The organism is Acinetobacter sp. 24-47-39, from assembly GCF_056783825.1.
On the sequence record NZ_JBWYIP010000002.1, the window covers coordinates 22728 to 46519 of the forward strand.

Consider the following 23792-nt stretch of genomic DNA (forward strand, 5'->3'; position numbering starts at 1 on the left):
CAAGGAGCGAAAGCATGCTGATTATCCCTGCAATTGACCTTAAAGATGGTAAATGTGTCCGTTTAAAACAAGGTCGTATGGAAGACGATACCGTTTTCTCTGATGATCCTGTGGCAACAGCACAACATTGGGTAGACGCTGGCGCTCGCCGTTTACATTTAGTTGATCTAAATGGTGCTTTCGCTGGTACACCTATTCACAAACCTGTTGTGGAAGCGATTGCAAAAGCACAACCTGAACTGCCAATTCAAATTGGTGGTGGCATCCGTTCTCTTGAAACCATCGAACACTACTTAGATGCAGGTGTATCATTCGTCATTATTGGTACAAAAGCAGTCAAAGAACCTGAGTTTGTTGAGGAGGCGTGTAGAAAATTCGCAGGTCACATCATTGTCGGTATTGATGCAATCAATGGCATGGTCGCAACTGATGGCTGGGCAAATGTAACTGACGTAAAAGCAACTGATTTAGCTAAACGCTTTGCAGATGCTGGTGTATCTAGTATCGTGTATACCGATATTGCACGTGATGGCATGATGCAAGGTGTGAATATCGAACAAACAGTTAATCTTGCGAATTATTCAGGTTTACCTGTGATCGCTTCAGGCGGTGTGACCAATCTTGACGACGTTCGCAACTTAAAAGGTCAGCCTGGTATTTTAGGTGCGATTACTGGTCGTGCAATTTATGAAGGCACTTTAAATCTTCGTGAAGCTCAATTATTACTTGATGAACAAGCGCTCTAATAGCGCATGTTTCTAAAGAGGTCTTAGGACCTCTTTTTTCTTACTTAAAAAATATGTTGAATTTATCTCCTACCCTTAAAACCAAAACACCACAACTTGCCCTCATTGCAATTACGATGATTTGGGGTGCCAGTTTCATTACAGTCAAATATGGATTGAGCTTCAGCACACCAGTGCTTTTCGTTGCCTTTCGATTTGCAGCAGCTGCGCTGGCTGTTGGTCTCATCTCACTTCAATATTGTAAAAATTTTAGTGCCAAAGATATTTGGGCAGGATTTTGCATTGGAACAGTGATTGCAATTGGCTATGGAACGCAAACCATTGGCTTACAGACCATCACCAGTAGCGAGTCTGCATTTTTGACAGCACTTTATGTGCCGTTGGTTCCCATCTTATTGTGGTTGCTCTTTAAAAAAAGGCCACATGTCATGACATGGATGGGGGCAGCACTCGCCTTTGTAGGTTTAGTTTTCTTAACAGGCAATGGGTTTGGTGCTATTCGGCTTGAATTTGGTCAGATCATTACCTTGATAGGATCAATTGCGATTGCACTTGAAATTATTCTCATTAGTTACTTTGCGCCTCGAGTCAATTTACGCCGAGTGACGATATTACAACTCATTTTTGCATCGTTAATTTGTTTTCTAATGGCACCATTGGTGGGTGAAACACAACTCCCTGAGTTTAACTGGATCTTCGTTGCGATTATTGGAGGTTTAGGACTTGCAAGTGCAATCATTCAGTTGGTCATGAACTGGGCTCAACGCGTGGTTGACCCTTCACAGGCTGCCATTATTTATTCTGGCGAACCTGTTTGGGCGGCTTTGATTGGGAGATTAGCAGGTGAGCGTTTAGCTATGCTTTCAATTTTAGGTGGCGTGTTGGTTGTGCTCGGTGTAATTACCAGTGAGTGGAGACCAAAATTTAAGAAGAAAGAATAAGCTTATTGGGGTTCTTTTAGCTTTAACATCATACATGGTTGAAAATACTGCACTTCAGGCATAGGCGCATAAAAGGGATGCAAAAGAGCCTTCCATTTTAAATACGCCTCTGACTGCCTAAAACCTTCCGTATGATCTTCAAGTTTGTCCCAATAAATCAGTAAAATATAAGCATGTTCATTATTCGTATTTTTAATCAGCTGAACCGCATTTAGCCCCTTCATTGGTGAAATAATGTCTTTAGCTAATTTAAAAGCATTTTCGAATGCCTGACTCTGATTCATTTTGATATTTAAATGAACATGCTCAATAATCATGACACCACCCCATTCATGAGTTTTAATTATTGATACATTGGCTCGTTATCATTGACCTTAATAATCCCTTTGATCGCACGATAAACAATCCAAACCCATGACAAACCAATCACTGCAATACAAAATGTTGTTGCACCCAGTGCTACACCAGCAAAGGCATTAGGATTGTCACCCGTGAAGAATAAGAATAAAAACGGGAGGAACGCGATGATATTCCAAATTAAATACCACCAAAAAGTACGAATTTGCCAAGTAAAATGACTTTCAAAAATTGAGCCCTGTACTTTTGATCGTTTCCAATAGTTAATAATTAGCGCAATAACCGCCAAAATACCTGCTGAAAAAATAGCGATGATATACAGGATATAAAGTAAAATCGTTAAGCTGCGGTTTGGATCTTGATCAGCTGTATAATTCATAAAGTCACCTTTTTAATTTTTTTGAGGCTTTATAATTTCAAACCATTAAATGGTGAAATTATCCATAAAATAATCAGTATATTAAACGCTATAGTACAGAAATAAATTTTTCGAAATGGTTGTTTTTGTGTTTTATGACGCAAGCGTTGCTGAGCAAGCCAAGCACTCGGCCATCCTCCTAATAGAGAAACCACATGTAATGTATTTTCTGGTACACGTTGACTCCCCTGTTGAGCCGCCGCTTTATCGTGTGCATATAAGCCATAGGTGATCAGGTTCATCAATAAAATGACCAACACCACCATCATACTCAATAGCCCCAATAGGACTAATGTAGCAAGCGTCAAGATATAAGCAATAATCGCTACTTGCATCGGTTGCATTTTTTGTTGAGTAACTGGTGAATGACGCGGCTTCGTTTTTACTTTTTTTGCCTGAGTCGCTTTTAAGTATGTTACTTGTTTCGCTTTAAATCGACCTTGACCATCCAATTGAACGATATACTCCAAAGCACAACCTGGAATCGGTCTTGGGCCTGGTTTGGCAAAATCTTTAATGTGAAGGAAAACGCGATCTTTGGATGAATCATTGGGTTGAATAAATCCATAGCCTTTTTCATCAAACCATTCAACTAGACGACCTTGATCACGCATATTTCCCCCAGATTTTTTAAATTTTTAAGCTGTTACAAATTTTAATCTTTCAACCAGCATATTGCGCATTTCTAAAGGATTTTTTTGCAAAATATCCTCGCTAACACGCCCCATTTCTTTGTTCTTTTGAGCCACTAGCAAACGCATCATCCAGAAACGTCCAGCTGCCATCGCTAAATAGAGTTCTAGGCATGATTTTTCATCACTGGTCATTTCACGTACACTTTGATAAGCCTCCAAGAATGCTAAGGCCTTTTCCTCATTCAAATGAACACTTGGATATTCTGTACAGAAATCATTCATCGTAATAGCGATATCAAACAAAAGTTCATCTTTATTCAACTCATAAAAATCGAGTATCCCTTTTAAAGTAGCCCCTTCAAATAAAGTGTTATCTCTAAATAGGTCAGAATGGATAAAACCTCGTGGACGATCAGGGTACATTGCGGTAAGAGCGTCATATAAACCTAACAAACTATTTAATAATACTTGATCGGCTGGATTTAGCGTAGGTCGAAGCTGCTGAGCCACACTTAACCAATAATCATGATTACGATACTCTGCGCGCTCTAAGGGAAAGTTATCGAGAGCCACATGTATTTGAGCCTGTGCAATAGCAATGGACTGAACCTGTTCAAGTGATGAAGGCATAGGATGCTTGCCACGCATTCTAGGCGCAATTTGTGCAGGTTTATTTTTTAAGATCTGAATCGAACGTCCTGAATGTTTCAAAGGTACAGGCACAGGCAGACCTGCCTGACCCAGATGCTCAAGTACAGGGACGAGTTCACCTGCGCCTTGCTCATCCATATCTTCAAAAATTGTTAAAACAAATTCGGTTTGATCTGCACAAACTAGAAAATAGTTCGTATTTTGAATACCTCCTTGAATCGGAATCAGGTCAATCACCTCTAATCCATAAGGCGTAGCAAAATCCTGAACTTCCTTTAAAGTCAAAGTGGTATAAACCGACATAAAAAACCTGCGAAAAAACTTACATTATTTTGATAGAATACCTGCTCCGACTACCAAGGTGTAGCACCAAAGTCTGTAAGTTTCATAATCGGCTGTTATTTTTGGAAAAAATTATGCTTGCTAAACGTATTATTCCTTGCCTCGACGTAGATAACGGTCGAGTTGTAAAAGGTGTTCAATTCCTTGATATTCGTGATGCAGGTGACCCAGTTGAAGTAGCACGTCGTTATAACGAACAAGGTGCAGATGAGATTACTTTTCTCGATATCACTGCAACATCTAATGGCCGTGACACCACTTACCGTACGGTTGAGCGTATGGCTGAAACTGTATTTGTACCACTGACTGTAGGTGGCGGTGTTCGTAAAGTTGAAGATATTCGTTTATTGCTTAACGCTGGTGCAGACAAAGTCAGTATTAACTCAGCTGCTGTCTTTAACCCTGAATTCGTTCAAGAAGCCTCTCAACGTTTTGGTGCACAATGTATTGTAGTTGCGATTGACGCAAAAAAAACGGGTGAAAATAAGTGGGAAATTTTCACACATGGTGGTCGCAAACCAACGGGTATCGATGCGATTGAATGGTCTGTGAAAATGGCAGAATACGGCGCAGGAGAATTGCTCATTACGTCAATGGATGCAGATGGTACAAAAGCTGGTTATGACTTAGCACTGATGCGTCAGATTAATGATCGTGTAACGATTCCAACGATTGCTTCAGGTGGTGTGGGTAATCTTCAACATCTAGCAGACGGAATTTTACAAGGGGGTGCTGATGCGGTGCTGGCAGCCTCTATCTTCCACTTTGGTCAACACACCATCCCGGAAGCAAAACAATATTTAGCTGAACAAGGCATTGAAATGCGTCTTTAATCACGCCCCATAAAAAAGAGGCAAATGCCTCTTTTTTTTGCAAAAAAAAGAGCCCGAAGGCCCTAAAAACCAAGAAAAAACAGCGCTTGGTTCGTTATGCAAAGCGATAAACTGGAGAGTTCTACCATCAGATTTTCATTCTCCGATTTATTCATCTCATATCATAAATGACAGATCTGCACGAAATCTTGACAAAAGCTACATATTTTATTGACCAATCATGACAAATCAGACGTCAATTCAGCCAATTCCATATCTAATCTGACTTACTCCACTATAGCCAAAGCTTTTTTTGAAATCTCGGAGCGCGCTGCTTTCTGCTCAACCCACTTTGCGGGGAAATATTGTTCAACAATATGATTGACTCGTTTTGAAATAAAAGACGGTAACTGCACCCCTAAAGGGTTATCTTCCTTCAAATCTGGCGTTGAAATGACACGTGTCCCTAAAATGTAATCAAACCAAGGCTTAGTGACACACCAATTTGCATCTTGATTGGCGTTCATATGGTGGTCATAGTGCCAAGGAATTTTCTTTTTTGCCCAATGAGGTTCGAGGTGAGCTCTGCGATGCGTGTAGTAGTAGTTACAAGCACTATAAAGCACGGATAAACTCATGCCTTTCGAGATTGGATAAAATGCTGTTCCAAATACAGCAGCAACAATCCCCAATGATACGATTTCATTTTTTGTTCGCCAATTTGAGATTCCCTCTACATAACCCTCATCATGGAAATCTTGTGTTCTAACTTCACGGTGATGTGCCCAATGAGATTCCATATTTTTAGGCACAGGACTAAACCTCGCTTTACCCGGACGGTGTACACCATGTAGAACATATTTATGCGCGACCCATTCAAATCCATTGGCAATGATTAAGCCTGCAACAAAACCTTTAATCATGTTCAAAATCCCTGTTTCTTTTCTTTCAATATATCTAACTCAAGCTCTCAACCATTGACGCAAGATAAAATTTTCATTGACAAATCACGACATATTTTTCAATGTCGTATGGTAGAAAAAGCGCTTGTATGGCACTGTAAAAACAGTGCTTAATAACTCATCGTGATTTCAATTGATAAAACAAGAAAAGTATTAATCACATGCAGCAGATAAAGGATTATTCAGGCTCGGTTCATGGTGGACTTGGACATCTCTTACATAATTATTGTGAAGAGAACGGTCTCCCTATTTCTGCAAAATTGGCAAGTATTCAGCAAGCCGAACGCTTTGACTTTAGCATTTGGCGTGAAATATTAAATGAAATTTATGAAGTACACCCACAACCTGCGTTAGGGTTAGAAATTGCTCAATGGGTCAAACCACAACATTTAGGCATTATCGCGTATATCGCTTTATCATGCGATAACCTAGCAGAAGCACTCACCCGTTATCATGAATATCATCGTTTAATTTATGATGGTACACCTCTCGCCGTTGATCTGGAGCAAGGCGTATTTAGCGTACGTTGGGAAGATTTGCCAATGCATTTGTCGACACAAATCACGGATGAAATTGCGATGGCATTATTGGTTGAATTTCTAAAACGTTATGCGGGTATTGAGCATTTACATATTCAAGAAATTCACTTTCGCTTTCCAGCACCAAAAAATATTGCGATTTATGAGCGTTTTTTTCAGAGCAAAGTAAAATTCTCTCAGCCTCATGTCAAGCTTACTTTTCCAAGCCAGCTCCTACAAGCACCGATTAAACAAGCTGATCAAACTTTACAAAAACTCCTGATGCAACAAGCTCAAGATTTGTTAAGTCGACTCCCAAACAACACACAAATCGATGAGCGGTTACAGCAAGCCATTCTGATTGGAATACAGAGACACAATTATCAAATTCAAACTGTCGCAGAACAAGTGGGAATGTCCGTCAGACAACTTCAGCGCCATTTACAAAATCAAGGTGATACCTATCAGCAGCGTGTTCAAGAAGTCCGCAAACTTCTAGCGATTCAATATCTACAAGATCCTTATCTCAGCTTACATGAGATTTCGTTATTGCTCAGTTATTCTGAACAAAGTGCATTCCAACGCGCATTTCGTCAGTGGATGAAGATGACACCCCAACAGTGGCGTATTCAACATCATATTCGCACTTGATGATTGTGAATTTAAGTCTTCAGTCTAAAGATGATTGATGAATCACAAGAAAGGATTTTCTATTTCATTCTCAGCCGTCGTTTCTATTTTTTCTGCTAAATTTTTTTGATCTTCTAAGTAGATGACCATTGCATCTAAATATTGTTTTAACGCTTTCGCAGCGGCTAAACCGGCTTGGTCTTTGGTGATTTGCAAGTTGCCATAAATACTCACACGATCAAGATCGTTTTCAAGCGTCAAGTCATGAATGGAATGTGACTCAGTCCCATTTTCAAAAGGCTTAAACATGGCAAATCTCTTTAAGTTTATAAATATCAATCCCTGAAGATAAATGAATCTTCAGGGCGAATTCGAGCTTTTTTATTTAAGGATTTGTAATAAATATTGCAACAACGCTTGAACCAACTCTTTCACGATTGCATCTTGTGCTTGTTCATCGATCTTAGCCTCTTGATTCGTTGCGGTTGTATTGACAGGTACGCTTTGACTACTAAACTCTTTTTGCAGCGCTTTGAGTTGATCTGTTGAGATATCAACTGCACATTGGCTTTCGGCATCCCAGTGCGAATACTCTATGGCTTGTTGGGCTTTGACCTGATTGGCTTTTAATGGCAATTTATAAGTATTTCGCTTTTGCTCAGATGTAAGTTGAGGAAACAAATTCATGCCAAGCACTTCTTCTAACTGACATACACTGACCACTTGCATCTGTAGTGAATTATTATTGGGAGCGTAATATGCGCCAATAGCACCTGTTTTAGGTATATACACGGCTTTAAACACCGCTGTTGGAACAATAACACCACGTCCAATGGTTTTCAATTTTTTGCCACTATATACAGGCCCGGTAATCACATACACATCATGTTTCTGCTTCGTAACGATTGCACGTGTCGCTTCCTCAATTTCTCGCCAGATTTGTTGGTTATTCTGCGGAGCTTGAGGAACCATATTGGCTAAGGAAAAGCTGTCGTATTGTGCTGCTTTATTTGGCATATCAGCATTTGGAGCCATATGGCCACGGTCATATCCCGACCCACGATAATCTGCTAATAATGCTCGATGCTTTTCTGCTACACGAGTCTCCTCATGGAAACTGTCTTCTCTTTTTATTTTTTGGCTCAGCCGATCTGGATTCAGATATTCAGCTACCCATAATGGTGTTTTTGAGACACCAGAATACATGGTGGTAAATCCATTAAAGCATAATGGGTAGCGATCTTTATTTAAGCTCTCTTTGATTAAATAAGGTGGCTCTTGGCGATAAAATTGATTTAGACAAGCTGTATTATTAACCGAACCTGAAAATGGCAGATATGAAGACAACTTTTCTTGACCGAAAGCAATTGCAAAGCTTCCTGCTGCAACAATACCTAATACAGCTTTTACCACAATATTATTCAAACTCAGATTACCTATTCATTCCGTGTTCAACTTCTGGCCCAATACGTGGGCTTTATTCAAAACCGGCCACAGCTTAACAAGCTATGAATTTGAAGTACATCAAGTGAATTTTCAAGTGAATAAAGGATCTTCGCATTCCGTTCAAATATCACTCAAAATAAGTAACAAATTGTTGTTTTTATAGAATAGTTTTTTAATACTCTTTAAGGTTTTACGTGTATTTGATTGAATTACATCAATTACTTGTGAGATGGTATAAAAGTTATTTAGTAAATTAAAAGAATTGAAAGTGAGGACACTATGAAATTAGCACATACTTCTTTGACAGCATTAGTAATGGGTTTATCTTTGGCAAGTGCAAGTGCATTTGCTGAGCCACCAGTTCAAGCTGGCGAAACTTTGGAAAGCCTTTCTAAAGCTAAAGTCGTAACAACAGTGAATGGTCAGCCTGGTACTTTACAAGAAGTATTAGCTAATGGTCAGATGAAAGTTATTTCTGAAGGTGCTACAACACAAGCGCCTGCTGATGCGAAAGCGCCTATTGGGAACTTACCACCTGCTGAAGCAGAAAAAACTGCTCCTCAAGCACAAACTGCAGTTCCAGCTCAACCTGAAGTAAATGCAACTGAAGAAGCGCCTGTAGAAGCACCAGCGGCTGAGTAATGTATTAGACTTAATAAAAAAACCGCCTTTGAGGCGGTTTTTTTATATCCAAAATTTTAGCAAACGCTTACTCAGATTTCGATCTGGCTTCCCATTTCGACCACACGATTTGGTGGAATTAAATAGAAATCACTCACAGGACTGGTATTCCGCTGCATTGAAATAAATAATTTTTCACGCCATGGCGCCATTCCTTCTCCCACGGTATGAATCAGACGATCACGTGAAATAAAGAAACTAATTTGCATCATATCAAATTCAAAATTTAACTGCTCATATGCCGCTTTCAGCGCAACTGGAATGTTGGGTTGGTCTTTAAACCCATAATATACAAAAATCCTAAAGAATCGATTATCCATCTTTTCTACACGAATTCTCTCAATATCAGGTACATATGGTACATCTTTAGTAATGACCGTAATCATCATATTACGTTCGTGTAGAACCTTATTATGCTTAATATTGTGCAACATCGCATGTGGAACGATATTGGGTGTTCCTGTGAGGAAAATTGCATCCCCAGGAACAATGAGCGTTTCATCACTCATCTTGACACTTTGAATGAAGAGATCAATTGGTAACGCATCAGACTCAAGCTTATTAAGTACGATTTGACGACCATCTTTCCACGTCATTAAAACAGTAAATACAATTGCACCAATCAAGATCGGCACCCATCCACCACCAACAATTTTTAAAGAAGTCGAAGCAACAAAAATGAGGTCGATGATCAATAAAGGCACAGCAAAAAGGGCTACTTTCCAAACAGGCCAGCGCCAAACGCCATAAGCTAAAATCGAAATTAAAATCGTACCGCACAGCATCGTCATGGTCACTGCTACACCGTAGGCACTGGCAAGATTCGCGCTATTTTCAAATAATAAAATGAGAATAATGACTGAAATAAATAATACCCAGTTGATGAACGGGACATAGATTTGTCCTTGTTCAACATCAGATGTATGTTGCACGGTTAAACGCGGTAAATAGCGCAATTGAATCGCTTGATTGACCATTGAGAATACGCCCGTAATCACCGCTTGAGACGCAATCACGGCAGCAGCGGTTGCAAGACCAATCATTGGAAATAAAGCCCAATCAGGGACCAACAGATAAAATGGGTTCTCAATTGCATTTGGATCTCGTAAAAGTAAAGCACCTTGACCCGCATAGTTAAAAACTAGACTTGGCAATACAATCACAAACCAAGCAAGCTTAATAGGCATACGACCAAAATGCCCCATATCTGCATATAGTGCTTCACCCCCCGTCATCGTTAAAATGACGGCACCCATCGTGAGGAATGCAACAAAAGGTTGGTTGATGATAAAGCCAAACGCCCAATGCGGACTGATCATTGCCAACACGAACGGTGTTTGCATAACACTCCATAAGCCTAATAGTCCAATTGATGCAAACCACAATAATGTGATTGGTCCAAAGAACTTACCCATGGTCGCCGTGCCGTGGCGCTGAATTAAAAACAGTGCTGTTAAAATACCGATGGCCAATGGTAATAACCATTGATTAAACATCGGAGTCGCAATACTTAAACCTTCAATCGCGGATAAAATAGAAATTGCTGGGGTAATAATGCCATCACCAAAAAACAGTGATGCACCGATAAAGCCCAAGGCAATGAGATAAATTTTGCGCTGATCTGCAATACGAGTTGAACGTAGATTTAAGGCAAGAAGCGACATAATACCGCCTTCACCATTGTTATCTGCCTTCATAATGACTGAGACATATTTAAAGCTGATGGTGAGCATCATGCACCAGAAAATGAGCGACAAAATGCCCAGAACGGTTGCCTCAGTAATTGCAATATGAGCCGTAAGGAAGCATTGACGCAATGCATACAGAGGACTGGTTCCAATGTCACCAAACACCACCCCTAATGCTGCCAATGTTACCGCAGGAAGTGCGGCTTTTTTTGCAGTGCTTTGCATATTTTAGTCTTCATGCATTCGACAGAATTTTTCGGCAATCATATCACTGGCTAAAAACTTTTTCTTTAAATCAATTGTTTCAACTTGGCATCTGCTTTTTTTTTAGTTATCATCGCACGCCTTGGTGAAGTGTCCGAGTGGCTGAAGGAGCACGCCTGGAAAGTGTGTATACGTTAATAGCGTATCGAGGGTTCGAATCCCTCTTTCACCGCCAGAATTTAAAAAACCGAATCTCATGATTCGGTTTTTTTTCGCCTAAAACTTCGCTTTTGGCACGTATCTCGCTTCATTTTACTGTCATCAACATCATGTTAAGTTAATGAAAACAATACTTAAGGAGCTGAACAACCTAACAACGTTATTCAAATAGATGATTTTTGCACACCTATAAAATAGAGAACCTGCTATTCCGGAGATAATATGAATAACAGCGCCAACTATGTAAAACAAATTAAAAACGCAAAACGTGGTGGCTACACACCCACTATCGCTAAAGATGTGAATAAACACAAAATTCAAAAAGCGCTAAGATTAATTGAGCAATGGAGAAAATTAGCACAAGAGTTAAAACCTCAAATGCAATTTGATATGGCTTATACTCTTGAAGAGTGTGCACAAGACCTTGATCGTATTCTAAAAAACAAATAGCTGATCCTATAAAATTCTCTCAAGATGCCTGTACACGCTACGACGGGCATCACTATAAAATGAGGAGAAAAGAAGATCAAAAATAAAGCAAAAACAATTCATCCTGCTCAATTTTAATTAATCGATTAATTTTTGACTTGCGTTTTAGTGAAAAAACGCTATTATTCTCTCCACGTTGCCGGCATAGCTCAGTTGGTAGAGCAACTGACTTGTAATCAGTAGGTCCACAGTTCGAATCCGTGTGCCGGCACCATTTTATACTTAGCCTCGCTTTTTAGTGAGGCTTTGTTGTTTTTGATGATTTATTTTTTACTTGCACTCACTTGTACATATCGTACGATTCCCTCTTGATAAAGTTTCGCACACAACTTTGCTGTCATCTTAATTTTTGCCAAATCTAAAACGTGATACGAATGAGCTTGGATGTTCTTTTTAAAAATATCACTCTGAATATACGTTGCAAATCCTGCAAATACCTCGCGACTCAAATCTTGAATATGTATATCTCTAAAACCCGTTTGCACTAAGATTGATTGTGTTTCATCGAATGAGTGCAAATGGTTCAGTTGAACGTCAGCTGCTTTTAATAATAATTTAACTTTCAATTGCGCTAGAGGACTCAAAGTATAGAACTTTGAATTCAAAGCAAGATAATGAAATGCTAAGCGTCCTTTTGAATTCAAAATACCATCTACAGAACGAAGAAATAAATTCAAATTACTGTGATAAGCAGCATCGATGCAAATTGCCGCATCAAATTTAAATTCAAATGATCTAGATTCTAAATTTAAAAATGTTCCCTGCGAGATCCGATTGACATGAGGTAAAAACTTACGCGTATGATTTACATAATATTGTTGTAATTCAATTCCTTCCAAGTATTCGATTTGAAATTTTTCTTTCCATAAAATTAAGCTAGCACCTTGCCCACAACCTAAATCAATTAATTTATCTTTTGAATTTAAATCGATAGATTGAGCAAGGGTTATTGCGAGTAACTCGCAGGCTTGTGGATAATTCAGCTGGTCAGTTTGCCATAGACCTAAATTACTCCAAGCACAATTACGGTGATCCCCCAATAAAACTGCATTGATCGCGTATTTATGTTGAGGTGCTTTCATCCATGCTTGGAGCTTCTTCATTCAATCCCTTAATATCCTAACTCTGGTGCAACCTGTACCTTAGGCTTTAAACCTAAAAATGGTAACGGCGCATCAAGTAATTTTGCTATATCCATTGCTGAAGTCACCGCGGACTCCAAAATTGGTAATCCATCACATGACCAAGAGCCACAATAAAATACTTTACGACCTTGTTGTTGGTGACGAGCACTCAACTCATGCGTTAGTGGTAGAGTATGACGGTCTACAACAGCTCTAGTGAGTTTCACTTTATGTATTACTTTTTTAGGATCAATCTCAATTACTGGATTCCAAGTTTGAAAAACAGGAGATTTACCCACTAATGTTGGCTCAATCGAATTCAGCCAAACAGTGAAATGCTGTTTAGTAAATTTACGATCCATCATATAACTCAATACGCACCAATCTTTACGCTTCACAGGCATTACCACTGAATCAGTATGAATGACCAATTCACCATCAACAAACTTAAATTGTTTGAGAAGTGCAATATCATCCGCAAACTGTTCAGCATCTAAAAACTCATGAACTTTTGTTGTTGGTGTCGCGACAATCACGCGATCAAATAAGTCAGATTCACCTGCTTCATTTTCCACATAGACTAAATCACCCTGCTCTTGTACACGAGTAATAGGCTGCCCACTTCTTAAATCGATATCTTCCAGCAATTTATCAACGAAAGCTGGCGTCCCACCTTGAATTCGAAGAAGTGCATCTCCATCCGTCAGTTGGCGTAAGAAAATCAACAATGGTTTCGCTGGCCATTCACCAATTGTTTTTGCATCACATGTACAAATGGTAAATAGGACAGGCATGACTGCCCCATTCCAAAATACCTCTTCTATTTGGTTATATTTAACGAACTCATCTAAAGTGATATCTTGATTCTTAGATTTAAAAAACTGCTTCAATGCAGATCTAAGTTGTAACATCCCTTTCACTAAACGGATGCCATATTGCTTTAATCCTTTTCGATTGTTAATGATTGGAAAGTTGCCTATGCGTGAACGTGATGTTGTCAGCCAAGTATCGATTTTATCTTCAAATAACCAGCTACATGACATATATGTACGTACTGGAAAAGTGTTGAGACCCAAATGTGTGGCAAGACTCAATGTATTTTTCCAGAGCATTGGATTCATGACACGTAATGGCGAATCAATAATCCCACCTTCATACTCAAGACTATAACTATCCATACCACGCCCTGGAAGCGCCTCGAAAACTGTGATCTGGTGACCAGCATCCTTGAGAATTCTCGCAGTTGCCAACCCTGCCATACCACTTCCAATCACTGCAATTTTCAAAATTATGATCCAAGCATTAAAAATTTTTTTAATTATGCGATAGAACACTTTGAAACTTGCTATTAAAAACTTCCAGATTTTATTTGTTTTTGATTAATTTTTAATCAAATAAATTTGCGTAAAATTCTTGCTACACTATTTGTCATACGCTAAATATTTAATACACTTGTATTTTTTAAGAAATCAAAAAATATGTTTAAAAACAAAATAGATATTTTCACCAATAATTTAATTTTTTAGTTTACAGCTTAAAAAAAATGCATTATCATTGTTTTGAAAATGAGAACTACATCACATTAATAAGAAGCACAAATAGAATGTGATCTAGAAAATAAATATAAATTACAGCGTATAAGGACCTCTGTTGTGTGGGATAGAGGTCCTTTATTTTTTTAAAATGATGATCACAAAAAAAGCGGAAATGATATTTCCGCTTTTCTCGTTCCAATTAACGTGCAATTTCACCAAATTTACCATTATTGAAATCATGAAAAGCTTGAATGATTTCTTCTTTGGTGTTCATGACGAATGGTCCATGCCCTTGAATTGGCTCATTTAGTGGCTCACCTGTAAGCACTAAAAATTGTGTATCTTTATATGCTTGCAATTGAATTGCCGCCTCACCATCACGAGCAAACATCACAATTGAACTGTCTAGAACTTTTTGAGTCCCATTAATTACGAGTTCTCCATTCAACACTACAACCAATACATTGTGATCTACAGGAACATGTATGAATGTTTCATACTCAGCTTTAAGCTGACCATCCCACACATTTATTGGAGTAAATGTTTCAGCAGGACCATAATGACCACCAAACTCACCCGCAATTACACGGATGTGACCAGCATCATCATCCATGGTAATTGTTGGAATATCATGAGATGTGATCGCTTGATAACGTGGTTGAGTCATTTTATCTTTGGCTGGTAGATTGACCCAAAGCTGTACCATTTCAAGAATTCCACCTTTTTGAGCAAATTCAGGAGAATGAAACTCTTCGTGAACCAATCCGGCCCCAGCAGTCATCCATTGCACATCTCCTGCCTCGATAACACCACCACCACCACTGGAATCCTTATGTGCTAAACCACCTTGGTAGGCGATAGTCACTGTTTCAAATCCGCGATGAGGATGTGAACCAACACCTAACTGACGTGTCGTTGGCTCAAAGTGATGTGGTGCACCATAATCTAATAACAAAAAAGGACTAAGTGCTTGACCTAACCGATCATAAGAAAATAAGTTACGCACTGGCAGACCATCACCAACCCAATGTGTATGTTGGTTACGATAAACCCCAATTACTCTTTTCATCTTTTACTCCTATATTCGATAGGATGAACATGCGCTCATTTTAGACTTTGCACAGAAAATAAAAAGAGCTTTACTGCCACACAGATTCCTATTTTTATGATTATAACAATCTAAATTAATTCATAAATGTGACTATTCACTGAAATTTGAAATTTATAATTACAATATTCCTATTAATAAGACTAATTATCCTAAAAATGGTCACAAATTTATCTCATTTTCAGTCTAATATAACTGGTGACTGAATACGAGTTCATTGATACGTATTCACACTTACTAACATCATAGAGGCTAATAATAATGGGCAAACCTTACGTTCGTTTAGATAAAGATAATGCAGTAGTGCTTTTAGTCGATCACCAAACAGGTCTTCTTTCTCTTGTACGTGATATCGATCCTGATAAGTTTAAAAACAATGTTTTAGCACTCGCAGCAGCAGCAAAATACTTTAACTTGCCGACAATTTTAACAACAAGTTTTGAAGATGGTCCTAATGGTCCACTCGTTCCAGAATTACTTGAAATGTTCCCTGATGCTCCATATATCGCGCGTCCAGGTCAAATCAATGCTTGGGATAACGAAGATTTTGTAAATGCTGTTAAAGCGACAGGTAAAAAACAACTGATCATCGCTGGTGTTGTGACTGAAGTATGTGTTGCATTCCCTACACTTTCAGCTCTTGCTGAAGACTTTGATGTATTCGTGATTACTGATGCATCTGGTACATTCAACCAAATTACGCGCGATGCTGCATGGAACCGCATGTCTCAAGCAGGTGCTCAACTTATGACATGGTTTGGTGCTGCAGGTGAGTTACATCGTGACTGGCGTAATGATATCGAAGGTTTAGGTGCTTTATTCGGTGAGCATATTCCTGACTATAAAAACTTAATGGTTAGCTATGTAAAGAATACCACTAAAAAATAATATTTAATAAAAGCGACCTTTGGGTCGCTTTTTTTTACCATATTCAAAACCCAAGATGATTTCTTGAACGGCTTAGTTTAACCTATGCTTAAACTTTATCGGATCAGGCGTCGAGGTGAAAATTGCATTCATTTGATGACTATTACTATTTTTATTTGGTCGTTAAATACGGCGGTTTCAGTGCTGCTAGTGACGCGTCAAATATAACTAAATCAAAGCTTAGTCGACGTATTTTAGAACTCGAAGCAAAATTTAATGTCACACTCATTCAACGTTCTACTCGCCATTTCAAAGTAACGCCTTTAGGTCAAGAATTTTTTCAAGAATGTGAAAAAGTAATCAACCAAGTTGATTGCGCTCATAATGTTTTACTTAAACAGAAAAGTGAACCTCAGGGTCTAGTTAAAATTAGTTGCCCACCCGTAATGATGCGTTATCAAATTCGCTCTTTACTCAATGATTTTTTGAAGCGCTATCCAAAAGTTCAAGTCGAGATGGAATTAACCAGCCGACGCGTAGATGTATTGCACGATGATATTGACTTGGCGATCAGAACTAATTTTTCTGCCAATGAAGACTCCACCATCGTGGTTCGTGATGTCATCAAAACCACTCATTGTTTAGTGGCAACCCCTGAGCTTTTACAGGGTCGCGTTTTAGAATATCCAACTGAAATCAATGATTTTCCAACAATTGTTTTAGGAACTCAAAAAACACACTATCAATGGAATTTGCACCGAATTGAAGGGCATGATCTCATTGAAATTCCATTACAACCACGTATTAAAAGTAATGATTTGGCTGGTGTGTATTATTCAGTGATGGATGGATTAGGTATTGCAGATCTACCTTATCTTACAGTACAAAAGGATTTGGCAGCAGGACGGCTTGTACACATCTTACCTGACTGGTGCTCAAATATAGGGACTGTGCAACTCGTTTATGCATCACGTAAAGGACAACGACTCGTGATGGAAAAACTCATCGACCACTTGGTTGAAGGTTTACGACAAGCAGCACAAAATCAAGAAGGTTATGCCTCTTAATAAAAAACCAGCACATCGTGCTGGTTCTTTACTTTTCAACTTAATTTAGATCTTACCTACAAGATCGATTGATGGTGCAAGTGTAGCATCACCTTCTTTCCATTTCGCAGGACATACTTCGCCTGGGTGGGCATGAACATATTGAGCCGCTTTCACTTTGCGAAGAAGTTCTTGAGCATCACGACCAATACCACCTGCATTAATCTCTACAATTTGAATTTTTCCTTCAGGATCAATTACAAATGTACCACGATCTGCTAAACCTTCAGATTCAATCAATACATCAAAGTTTTTAGACAATATCCACGTTGGGTCACCAATAAGTGGATACTGAATTTTACCAATCACATCAGAAGTATCATGCCAAGCTTTATGTGTGAAATGAGTATCTGTAGATACACCATAAATTTCTACACCTAACTTTTGGAATTCAGCATAGTTATCAGCAAGATCGCCTAATTCTGTTGGACATACAAATGTAAAATCTGCAGGATAGAAAAAGACAACAGACCATTTACCTTTAAAATCTTGCTCAGAAACTTCAATGAACTCACCATTTTGATAAGCAGTTGCATTGAATGGTTTGACTTCAGTATTGATTAAACTCATGTGTTTTCCTCTATTTCTTTGTGAGAGTGTTGCTTCATTGAAATAGAGAATACAAAAGATGATTAAATTGGTAAAACCGAAAGTATTTATAAAAACAATCGAATTTATAGATTTAAAAGTTAATATATTTCTTTAAGAGAATGAATCAAATATAAAACACTGTTTATTTTTTGAAATTTATTCAATTGGTTTCAAATTTTTGAAAATAATACTTGTCTTTTTTCATCCCAAAGAGAAAGATCATTCACTCTGTATGATCATAAACGATTCGAGTAATATCCATTGGGCTTAACCTCACACTATGAAAGCTCACTGTTCGAGGCTTACAATTCACCATCTTTTCCCGAGATCATTAATCAAGCGCTGATCTATTTCTATAATCATTATATGAAACGATTGAAAATCTTGCTGCTCTAGCTCATTAAACTTCCTCTTTTGCACTCACCTGATGATAAGATCGATTAAAATAGACAAGACTTTCCTCTTGCGAGCTTTGTTGAATAGCTACAACTCGGCAAATAAAAATACTGTGTGTGCCCACTTGTTGAATTTGCTCAATCTCACAATCAAAACTGACTAAAGCGTCCTTTAAGACCGGGCAACCTGTTTTCAATTTACCCCATTGGGCTAATCCAAAACGTTGTTCTGCACTCAATTGACTCGATGCAAAAGCATTTGAAAGAGACTCATGTTGAGAACTGAGCACATTGACAGATAAAACTTTGTTCTCAATAAAATACTGATGAGATCGGGATGATTGATTCATACACACCAAAAGCGTAGCAGGTGAATCAGTAACGCTACATACAGCAGAAGCCGTGAAACCATGCTGTCCTGTTTCACCAGCTGTTGTAATAATATTGACTGCAGTGGTTAATAAAGACATTGCGTTTCTGTAGTCTGAAGCTTCAACCATTTTTCTCTTCTCAAATATAAATTGCTAAACTCGTGCGAACCTAGGATATAGGTGATTGCACAGATGATCCATCTTGAATGTAGAAAATAAACTCAGCTAAAGCACTAACTTCTTAGTTTAAGATCGCTGAACCCGTACTTAAGGCTTCAAGTTTGTCACGTCCCACGTGACGAGACAGTGGTATCATTTCACAGTTGGTTGAAGGGTATAGCTTATCAGCATCGACAAATTGCAAAACTTTACGCAAAGTGTTCACCACTTCGTCAAGTGTTTCAATTTGATTGGTTGCCACATCGATTACACCGATTATGACTATCTTCCACGAATCAGTTCAATAAGATCCATGGATATATGTGAGTTTTGCACTCTAAAGAAATGATGCCCCAACTTAGATTTTTGTAGTATCGGGAGTGACGTTTCAAAAGGACGCCGTTCATTACTCAAAGTTCGTTTCCCATTTTTATTATCTTTCATAGAATTACTTTTACAAATATGTATGGCGGCTTCACATTTCAAATTTTCAAGCGCTAGCTCAAGAATAGCAATTCTCTAGACAAATCAAAATTAACTTTGTATCAAATTACTCAGGGTCATCAATAGAAATAAATCAAGTAGCGATCTAACGTCGCTCGAATTACGAGTCTAAAAGCTCTATGATGAACTGTGCTCAGATTATTCACGGTATATTTACTTAAGACCAATCAAAATAATTCGATCAATAAACCTATCATGACTACCTAAAAAAAGAGCCTAGATAGTGAATCTAGGCTTCTCTTATTTTTATGCTGGGATACTTGCTACTATATCCTCTCGAGACCAGAGTCTGTGATTTTGTATCGCTTTCTTAAATTTATCTTGATGATCTTTAAAGGTTTTACTACTAAAAATAGCATCATCTTGTTCGATACCACAGTATTCGAGAAGGTTTTCTTTATCTCCAATCAAATAAATTGGTTTAAGATGTTTAAAAGTTTCAAGAACATAGTGTTTTGCAACTCCATCAGCCTTAAATGCATCTAGATTATCGCCATCAATAACAACAATTGCGTCATATGTGACTGACGGCTCACCATTTTGTCGACCATCTACTGCAATTTCTTTTCCATCTTTAGATTTAACTGGAGCTGCACTTGGAGCTAAAACTTCTGCAATCGCATTTTCACTTTCAGCCCATGCTTTCACGGCATCTACAGAAGTTGCATTTGCACCATTATGCACAAGTACTGCAATTTTACGTTGTTTAATATCTGGTGCAGGGAAAGCCTCAATGCTAAGTTTTTCTGAAACTTTAACTTTACTTTGTTTTTTAATCGCTGGCTTATCAGACAGTTTTAAACCTAACTCATTTGCAACGTATGTCGCGAGATCTTTATCGATATTTACTAGAATTCGATCAACCACGCGTTGACGAATTTCTTCATCTTGAACTTTAGAGAGTTCAAATGCATAAGCATCTTTAATATGCTGTTGTTCATGCTTCTTCAAACTCATATAGTGAAGTGTCGCTTGTGAGAAATGATCTGCAAAGCTTTCAGGTCGAATACGTAATTTACTTGCTTCCACATGTTCAGGATAAGAACTAAATCCCCCTTCTTGCTGCCCAATTTCTCGTGGCCAATTATCATCCACTGAATTTGGTTCATAATTTGCTTTTCCCTTGTAAACTTCATGGTTAGCAAATCCACCACGTCTATTGGTATGAAAAGGGCATACAGGTTTATTAATTGGAATTTGGTTAAAGTTAGCTGTACCTAAACGATGTAGATGGGTGTCTGTATAGCTAAATAATCTTCCTTGAAGTAAAGGATCATTACTAAAATCTATACCAGATACAATATTTGCTGGGCTAAAAGCAACTTGCTCCGTTTCGGCAAAGAAATCATCTGTATTACGGTTCAATATAAATTTGCCTAATGGAGTTACAGGTACTAATTCCTCTGGTACAAGCTTAGTTGGATCTAAAACATCAAAATCCCATTCAGAAGCTTCTTCTTCCGTGAAAATTTGAGCTCCTAGCTCCCATTCAGGATAATTTCCATTTTCGATTGCATCCCATAGATCTCGTCGATGGAAATCAGGATCTTTGCCATTCAGTTTTAATGCTTCGTCCCATACGACTTGAGCAACCCCTTGCTTTGGAGTCCAATTAAATTTGACTAAATGAGCTTTGCCTTGCGCATTGATAAGTCTGAATGTATGTACACCGAAACCTTGGATAGAACGCAAATTACGAGGAATAGCACGATCTGACATCACCCAAGTTGTCATATGTGCTGTTTCGGTGTTTAAAGAAATGAAATCCCAGAAGGTATCATGTGCTGATTGTCCAGTCGGGACTTCATTCGGATCTTCTGGCTTGACAGCATGAACAAAATCAGGAAATTTAATAGCATCTTGTATAAAGAAAACAGGAATATTGTTTCCTACTAAGTCATAATTTCCTTCTTGCGTATAAAACTTAATAGAAAAACCTCGAACATCACGCACAACATCTGCTGAGCCACGTCCACCTTGAACTGTAGATATCCGCGCAAAAATAGGGGTAGGATTGCTGGTATCAGTCAGAAATTTGGCTTTAGTCCATTTTTCATTGCCTTTATAAGGTTCAAAATATCCATGAGCACCAAATCCTCGAGCATGGACAACCCGTTCTGGTATACGCTCACGATCAAAGTGAATTAGTTTGTCGCGTAATAGAAAATCTTCTAACAGTGTAGGACCACGCTCCCCTACTTTAAGACTATTCTGATTATCAACTACAGGAACCCCTAGTGAAGTCGTAAGTGTTTTACCTTTAGGGTCGACATAGCTATCCTGTTCAAACTGTTGAATTTTTGCATTGATACTGATCTTCTTCTTACTCATGTTATTTTCCTTATTACATAGTTGTTAAGATAATAAGTTGTGCTTTATAGATTGCACTTATACAGGTCACTATTTGTACAGGAATTTATCTTAGTACGTTAAAAAGATATTCTCATTATAGTTTTACTTAAAAATAACAATGTTAAAAAATGAATTGTCCAACTTTTATTCACATAATTTTCGGATATTTTTTATACAATCACCATTGGTATGTATGGGGTAAATCTTAATCGTGATCTATATAATTCTTTTACTAGTATTATGATTCTATTTCCATAAAAGTCTAATTTTTCGCATTAGACTTTTATGGAAAATATTTTTAAATCATAATCTTATATAGATTATTAAATCCCAAGAAAAAAGATCGGCCATCTAAGTTTATTTCAAATACTTCACCTGATTCGACTTCAACTTGTTTAGAAACTTCTACAAGAATTTGCCCTCTCATCGTATTTTGAACTTTATGAAATGGGATAATGTTAATTCGAATGGTTTCACCATTCACTGCTTTTGCTGTAGTCCAGCCATTAGAGATATTCATTTTCACTTACTCATTAATGAGCTCATGTAAAATTAAAAATAATATTAAATATTTAAATCGAGAGTATGGATTCTGATATCGAAGAGGCTCAAGCCTATAATTCAAATTACAATTTTACATTAGCATGTATTTAATTATAAAAAGCCCACAATGAGATTGTGGACTTCTAAGATCGGCATGGTGCGAGTTCATGCTCTGCGTTAACTGTTTAGATATCATAGATATTAAAATCTATAAATTGAGAATACGCAATTCTAAGTTCTATCTAAACACTTCCGTTTCGCTTACGGATTCGATCAACAACGATTATACCATAAAAAATATTTTATGGTTTAATTTTAATATTTAAATGAGCTGGTAAATTTTACCAGTATTTAAACTATGAAAATTTAAATCAAAACTAGGTCTTATATTTTCATTATCAACAGTGATAAATTTAATATTTATTTGAGATAAGTTCGAAGCATGCTGCGAAGTATTAAATGTACCTATCACTGCATATTTAACTTCAAACTGATCTTTCACCTCAATTAATGAGGTATTCATGAAATAGCTACAATATCACTTGCTTGTAAGCCACGCTGACCTTGTTGCACAACAAATTGAACTCGCTGTCCTTCGACTAGATTCTTGAAACCATTTGCTCGAATTTCACTAAAATGAGCAAATACATCTTGACCATTATCTACAGCGATAAATCCGAAACCCTTAGTTTCGTTGAACCACTTAACTGTACCAGTTGTTAAATTAGACATCATTTATTTCCTATATTATGTAATGAATAATTAGAAAATAATTTTGAAGATAGACTTTTAATAGAATGAAAGATGTAATTAATATCAGATCAAAATAAAATTAGTAAACAATAAAATTATAATTCTAGAAAACCAATATAACACATATTTAATTGATTTATTGATTTAATTTTCTTTAGTAAAAAAACCTAACTACAGATCGACCGCAATTAGGTTGTAAACTTTTAAATTAGTTTTTAATTGGTAGCGGGAGCTGGATTTGAACCAACGACCTTCGGGTTATGAGCCCGACGAGCTACCAGACTGCTCCATCCCGCATCAACAAGTGTATTTGTACGCTAATTTGAGATATATAGCAATCTAAATAATTTTTTTATCTAAAACTATAAAATCATTATCGTTACTAGATAAATTACTCAGATAATTCTGTTTTAAATTTTTGATGTAAAGACCTATACAAATTGAGTTTAGATTTTTCATTATTTAGTAATAATGTCGACTCTTCAGCCCAAGTAGCCTTTCCCACATCTAAACCAGAATGATTCAATGCCCAATCAGATATATACCCATAGATAAAAGAGTTATCAGCAAAGACCCATTTTACGATCTTATTTTGTTCATTCAGAAACACCTTATATGTAGGTAATGAACCAAAAAAACTAAATT

At 37.6% G+C, this 23792-nt stretch carries 24 protein-coding genes, 3 tRNA genes and 1 pseudogene; 10 read left to right on the forward strand and 18 right to left on the reverse strand.

The window, feature by feature from the left end; genetic code table 11:
- Positions 1-14: 14 nt before the first annotated feature.
- Together hisA and AC1M9C_RS02835 are read left to right on the forward strand one after the other, a co-directional pair.
- On the forward strand, positions 15-746 hold the full coding sequence (gene hisA, locus AC1M9C_RS02830; protein ID WP_481586835.1) for a 1-(5-phosphoribosyl)-5-[(5-phosphoribosylamino)methylideneamino]imidazole-4-carboxamide isomerase: 732 nt from the start codon (positions 15-17) through the stop codon (positions 744-746).
- A gap of 53 nt (positions 747-799) precedes the next feature.
- Positions 800-1687 (forward strand): DMT family transporter, encoded by an 888-nt coding sequence (locus AC1M9C_RS02835; RefSeq protein ID WP_481586836.1) that lies wholly within the window; start codon positions 800-802, stop codon positions 1685-1687.
- Between the two features lie 2 nt (positions 1688-1689).
- Here the strand turns inward: AC1M9C_RS02835 and AC1M9C_RS02840 are convergent, their stop codons facing one another.
- The 4 genes from AC1M9C_RS02840 to AC1M9C_RS02855 are packed head-to-tail and all read right to left on the reverse strand — an operon-like array spanning position 1690 to position 4051.
- Positions 1690-2004 carry an antibiotic biosynthesis monooxygenase family protein gene (locus AC1M9C_RS02840; protein WP_481586837.1) on the reverse strand — a complete coding sequence of 105 codons (315 nt, stop codon included), beginning with the start codon at positions 2002-2004 and terminating at the stop codon, positions 1690-1692.
- A 26-nt stretch (positions 2005-2030) separates the two neighbouring features.
- On the reverse strand, positions 2031-2423 hold the full coding sequence (locus tag AC1M9C_RS02845) for a DUF4870 family protein (protein WP_035267567.1): 393 nt from the start codon (positions 2421-2423) through the stop codon (positions 2031-2033).
- A 29-nt stretch (positions 2424-2452) separates the two neighbouring features.
- Positions 2453-3076, reverse strand: coding sequence for a DUF1294 domain-containing protein (locus AC1M9C_RS02850; protein WP_035267569.1), 624 nt, complete (start codon positions 3074-3076; stop codon positions 2453-2455).
- A 24-nt stretch (positions 3077-3100) separates the two neighbouring features.
- On the reverse strand, positions 3101-4051 hold the full coding sequence (locus AC1M9C_RS02855) for a homoserine kinase (RefSeq protein ID WP_179999064.1): 951 nt from the start codon (positions 4049-4051) through the stop codon (positions 3101-3103).
- A gap of 113 nt (positions 4052-4164) precedes the next feature.
- On the opposite strand from AC1M9C_RS02855, the gene hisF reads away from it, so the two are divergent.
- Positions 4165-4923: an imidazole glycerol phosphate synthase subunit HisF gene (gene hisF, locus AC1M9C_RS02860; protein WP_035267573.1), complete on the forward strand. Its 759-nt coding sequence runs from the start codon at positions 4165-4167 to the stop codon at positions 4921-4923.
- 266 nt (positions 4924-5189) lie between these two features.
- On the opposite strand, the gene AC1M9C_RS02865 is transcribed toward hisF, so the two are convergent.
- Positions 5190-5825, reverse strand: a complete 636-nt coding sequence (locus AC1M9C_RS02865) for a sterol desaturase family protein (RefSeq protein ID WP_481953190.1) — start codon at positions 5823-5825, stop codon at positions 5190-5192.
- A 200-nt stretch (positions 5826-6025) separates the two neighbouring features.
- On the opposite strand from AC1M9C_RS02865, the gene AC1M9C_RS02870 reads away from it, so the two are divergent.
- A complete protein-coding gene (locus AC1M9C_RS02870; RefSeq protein ID WP_481586839.1) occupies positions 6026-7033 on the forward strand; it encodes an AraC family transcriptional regulator in 1008 nt (335 codons plus the stop codon).
- Between the two features lie 42 nt (positions 7034-7075).
- Here the strand turns inward: AC1M9C_RS02870 and AC1M9C_RS02875 are convergent, their stop codons facing one another.
- Both AC1M9C_RS02875 and AC1M9C_RS02880 read right to left on the reverse strand, forming a co-directional pair.
- The gene (locus tag AC1M9C_RS02875; RefSeq protein ID WP_179999072.1) at positions 7076-7321 is read right to left on the reverse strand and encodes a hypothetical protein; all 246 of its coding nucleotides are present in this window, start codon (positions 7319-7321) and stop codon (positions 7076-7078) included.
- Positions 7322-7393: 72 nt separating this feature from the next.
- Entirely contained in the window at positions 7394-8437 is a 1044-nt protein-coding gene (locus tag AC1M9C_RS02880; RefSeq protein WP_481586840.1) for a DNA/RNA non-specific endonuclease, read from the reverse strand.
- A gap of 300 nt (positions 8438-8737) precedes the next feature.
- Here AC1M9C_RS02880 and AC1M9C_RS02885 point away from each other — a divergent pair, with 300 nt between their 5' ends.
- Positions 8738-9100, forward strand: coding sequence for a hypothetical protein (locus AC1M9C_RS02885; protein WP_481953191.1), 363 nt, complete (start codon positions 8738-8740; stop codon positions 9098-9100).
- Positions 9101-9171: 71 nt separating this feature from the next.
- On the opposite strand, the gene AC1M9C_RS02890 is transcribed toward AC1M9C_RS02885, so the two are convergent.
- On the reverse strand, positions 9172-11052 hold the full coding sequence (locus AC1M9C_RS02890) for a potassium transporter Kup (protein ID WP_035267583.1): 1881 nt from the start codon (positions 11050-11052) through the stop codon (positions 9172-9174).
- 123 nt (positions 11053-11175) lie between these two features.
- Between AC1M9C_RS02890 and AC1M9C_RS02895 the strand changes: the two genes are divergently transcribed.
- The 3 genes from AC1M9C_RS02895 (at position 11176) to AC1M9C_RS02905 (ending at position 11953) form a co-directional block, all read left to right on the forward strand.
- Positions 11176-11266: transfer RNA gene (locus tag AC1M9C_RS02895), tRNA-Ser, on the forward strand.
- 206 nt (positions 11267-11472) lie between these two features.
- Positions 11473-11700, forward strand: coding sequence for a hypothetical protein (locus AC1M9C_RS02900; RefSeq protein ID WP_035267585.1), 228 nt, complete (start codon positions 11473-11475; stop codon positions 11698-11700).
- 177 nt (positions 11701-11877) lie between these two features.
- A tRNA-Thr gene (locus tag AC1M9C_RS02905) sits at positions 11878-11953 on the forward strand.
- Positions 11954-12002: 49 nt separating this feature from the next.
- On the opposite strand, the gene AC1M9C_RS02910 is transcribed toward AC1M9C_RS02905, so the two are convergent.
- From AC1M9C_RS02910 to AC1M9C_RS02920, 3 genes are all read right to left on the reverse strand, one after another.
- Positions 12003-12842: a class I SAM-dependent methyltransferase gene (locus tag AC1M9C_RS02910; RefSeq protein ID WP_481591879.1), complete on the reverse strand. Its 840-nt coding sequence runs from the start codon at positions 12840-12842 to the stop codon at positions 12003-12005.
- Positions 12843-12850: 8 nt separating this feature from the next.
- A complete protein-coding gene (locus tag AC1M9C_RS02915; protein WP_035267588.1) occupies positions 12851-14149 on the reverse strand; it encodes an FAD-dependent oxidoreductase in 1299 nt (432 codons plus the stop codon).
- A 448-nt stretch (positions 14150-14597) separates the two neighbouring features.
- Positions 14598-15467 (reverse strand): pirin family protein, encoded by an 870-nt coding sequence (locus tag AC1M9C_RS02920; protein WP_481953192.1) that lies wholly within the window; start codon positions 15465-15467, stop codon positions 14598-14600.
- Positions 15468-15767: 300 nt separating this feature from the next.
- On the opposite strand from AC1M9C_RS02920, the gene ycaC reads away from it, so the two are divergent.
- On the forward strand, positions 15768-16394 hold the full coding sequence (gene ycaC, locus AC1M9C_RS02925; protein WP_481953193.1) for an isochorismate family cysteine hydrolase YcaC: 627 nt from the start codon (positions 15768-15770) through the stop codon (positions 16392-16394).
- 122 nt (positions 16395-16516) lie between these two features.
- Positions 16517-17440 (forward strand): LysR substrate-binding domain-containing protein, encoded by a 924-nt coding sequence (locus tag AC1M9C_RS02930; RefSeq protein WP_481953194.1) that lies wholly within the window; start codon positions 16517-16519, stop codon positions 17438-17440.
- 45 nt (positions 17441-17485) lie between these two features.
- On the opposite strand, the gene ahpC is transcribed toward AC1M9C_RS02930, so the two are convergent.
- The 7 genes and pseudogenes from ahpC to AC1M9C_RS02965 all read right to left on the reverse strand — a co-directional run bounded on the left by ahpC (position 17486) and on the right by AC1M9C_RS02965 (position 23444).
- Positions 17486-18049, reverse strand: a complete 564-nt coding sequence (gene ahpC, locus AC1M9C_RS02935; RefSeq protein ID WP_481953195.1) for an alkyl hydroperoxide reductase subunit C — start codon at positions 18047-18049, stop codon at positions 17486-17488.
- A gap of 421 nt (positions 18050-18470) precedes the next feature.
- A complete protein-coding gene (locus AC1M9C_RS02940) occupies positions 18471-18965 on the reverse strand; it encodes a flavin reductase family protein (protein ID WP_481612716.1) in 495 nt (164 codons plus the stop codon).
- A gap of 112 nt (positions 18966-19077) precedes the next feature.
- Positions 19078-19511, reverse strand: a pseudogene (locus AC1M9C_RS02945) (uroporphyrinogen decarboxylase/cobalamine-independent methonine synthase family protein); the annotation flags it as partial.
- A 234-nt stretch (positions 19512-19745) separates the two neighbouring features.
- Positions 19746-21830 carry a catalase gene (locus AC1M9C_RS02950; RefSeq protein WP_481953196.1) on the reverse strand — a complete coding sequence of 695 codons (2085 nt, stop codon included), beginning with the start codon at positions 21828-21830 and terminating at the stop codon, positions 19746-19748.
- Between the two features lie 319 nt (positions 21831-22149).
- Positions 22150-22371 (reverse strand): hypothetical protein, encoded by a 222-nt coding sequence (locus tag AC1M9C_RS02955; protein WP_035267598.1) that lies wholly within the window; start codon positions 22369-22371, stop codon positions 22150-22152.
- 542 nt (positions 22372-22913) lie between these two features.
- The gene (locus tag AC1M9C_RS02960; protein WP_035267602.1) at positions 22914-23126 is read right to left on the reverse strand and encodes a cold-shock protein; all 213 of its coding nucleotides are present in this window, start codon (positions 23124-23126) and stop codon (positions 22914-22916) included.
- A gap of 241 nt (positions 23127-23367) precedes the next feature.
- Positions 23368-23444, reverse strand: a tRNA-Met gene (locus AC1M9C_RS02965).
- Positions 23445-23792: the final 348 nt, after the last annotated feature.

Excerpts from the sequence above, each read along its gene's own strand:
- AC1M9C_RS02885 (WP_481953191.1), top strand. The coding sequence starts at position 8,738 with ATGAAATTAGCACATACTTCTTTGACAGCATTAGTAATGGGTTTATCT.
- AC1M9C_RS02845 (WP_035267567.1), bottom strand. The coding sequence starts at position 2,423 with ATGAATTATACAGCTGATCAAGATCCAAACCGCAGCTTAACGATTTTA.
- hisF (WP_035267573.1), top strand. The coding sequence starts at position 4,165 with ATGCTTGCTAAACGTATTATTCCTTGCCTCGACGTAGATAACGGTCGA.
- AC1M9C_RS02870 (WP_481586839.1), top strand. The coding sequence starts at position 6,026 with ATGCAGCAGATAAAGGATTATTCAGGCTCGGTTCATGGTGGACTTGGA.
- AC1M9C_RS02835 (WP_481586836.1), top strand. The coding sequence starts at position 800 with ATGTTGAATTTATCTCCTACCCTTAAAACCAAAACACCACAACTTGCC.
- ycaC (WP_481953193.1), top strand. The coding sequence starts at position 15,768 with ATGGGCAAACCTTACGTTCGTTTAGATAAAGATAATGCAGTAGTGCTT.
- AC1M9C_RS02890 (WP_035267583.1), bottom strand. The coding sequence starts at position 11,052 with ATGCAAAGCACTGCAAAAAAAGCCGCACTTCCTGCGGTAACATTGGCA.
- AC1M9C_RS02840 (WP_481586837.1), bottom strand. The coding sequence starts at position 2,004 with ATGATTATTGAGCATGTTCATTTAAATATCAAAATGAATCAGAGTCAG.
- AC1M9C_RS02875 (WP_179999072.1), bottom strand. The coding sequence starts at position 7,321 with ATGTTTAAGCCTTTTGAAAATGGGACTGAGTCACATTCCATTCATGAC.
- AC1M9C_RS02850 (WP_035267569.1), bottom strand. The coding sequence starts at position 3,076 with ATGCGTGATCAAGGTCGTCTAGTTGAATGGTTTGATGAAAAAGGCTAT.
- AC1M9C_RS02960 (WP_035267602.1), bottom strand. The coding sequence starts at position 23,126 with ATGTCTAATTTAACAACTGGTACAGTTAAGTGGTTCAACGAAACTAAG.
- ahpC (WP_481953195.1), bottom strand. The coding sequence starts at position 18,049 with ATGAGTTTAATCAATACTGAAGTCAAACCATTCAATGCAACTGCTTAT.
- AC1M9C_RS02855 (WP_179999064.1), bottom strand. The coding sequence starts at position 4,051 with ATGTCGGTTTATACCACTTTGACTTTAAAGGAAGTTCAGGATTTTGCT.
- AC1M9C_RS02940 (WP_481612716.1), bottom strand. The coding sequence starts at position 18,965 with ATGGTTGAAGCTTCAGACTACAGAAACGCAATGTCTTTATTAACCACT.
- AC1M9C_RS02950 (WP_481953196.1), bottom strand. The coding sequence starts at position 21,830 with ATGAGTAAGAAGAAGATCAGTATCAATGCAAAAATTCAACAGTTTGAA.
- AC1M9C_RS02900 (WP_035267585.1), top strand. The coding sequence starts at position 11,473 with ATGAATAACAGCGCCAACTATGTAAAACAAATTAAAAACGCAAAACGT.
- AC1M9C_RS02910 (WP_481591879.1), bottom strand. The coding sequence starts at position 12,842 with ATGAAGAAGCTCCAAGCATGGATGAAAGCACCTCAACATAAATACGCG.
- AC1M9C_RS02920 (WP_481953192.1), bottom strand. The coding sequence starts at position 15,467 with ATGAAAAGAGTAATTGGGGTTTATCGTAACCAACATACACATTGGGTT.
- AC1M9C_RS02865 (WP_481953190.1), bottom strand. The coding sequence starts at position 5,825 with ATGATTAAAGGTTTTGTTGCAGGCTTAATCATTGCCAATGGATTTGAA.
- AC1M9C_RS02955 (WP_035267598.1), bottom strand. The coding sequence starts at position 22,371 with ATGAATATCTCTAATGGCTGGACTACAGCAAAAGCAGTGAATGGTGAA.
- hisA (WP_481586835.1), top strand. The coding sequence starts at position 15 with ATGCTGATTATCCCTGCAATTGACCTTAAAGATGGTAAATGTGTCCGT.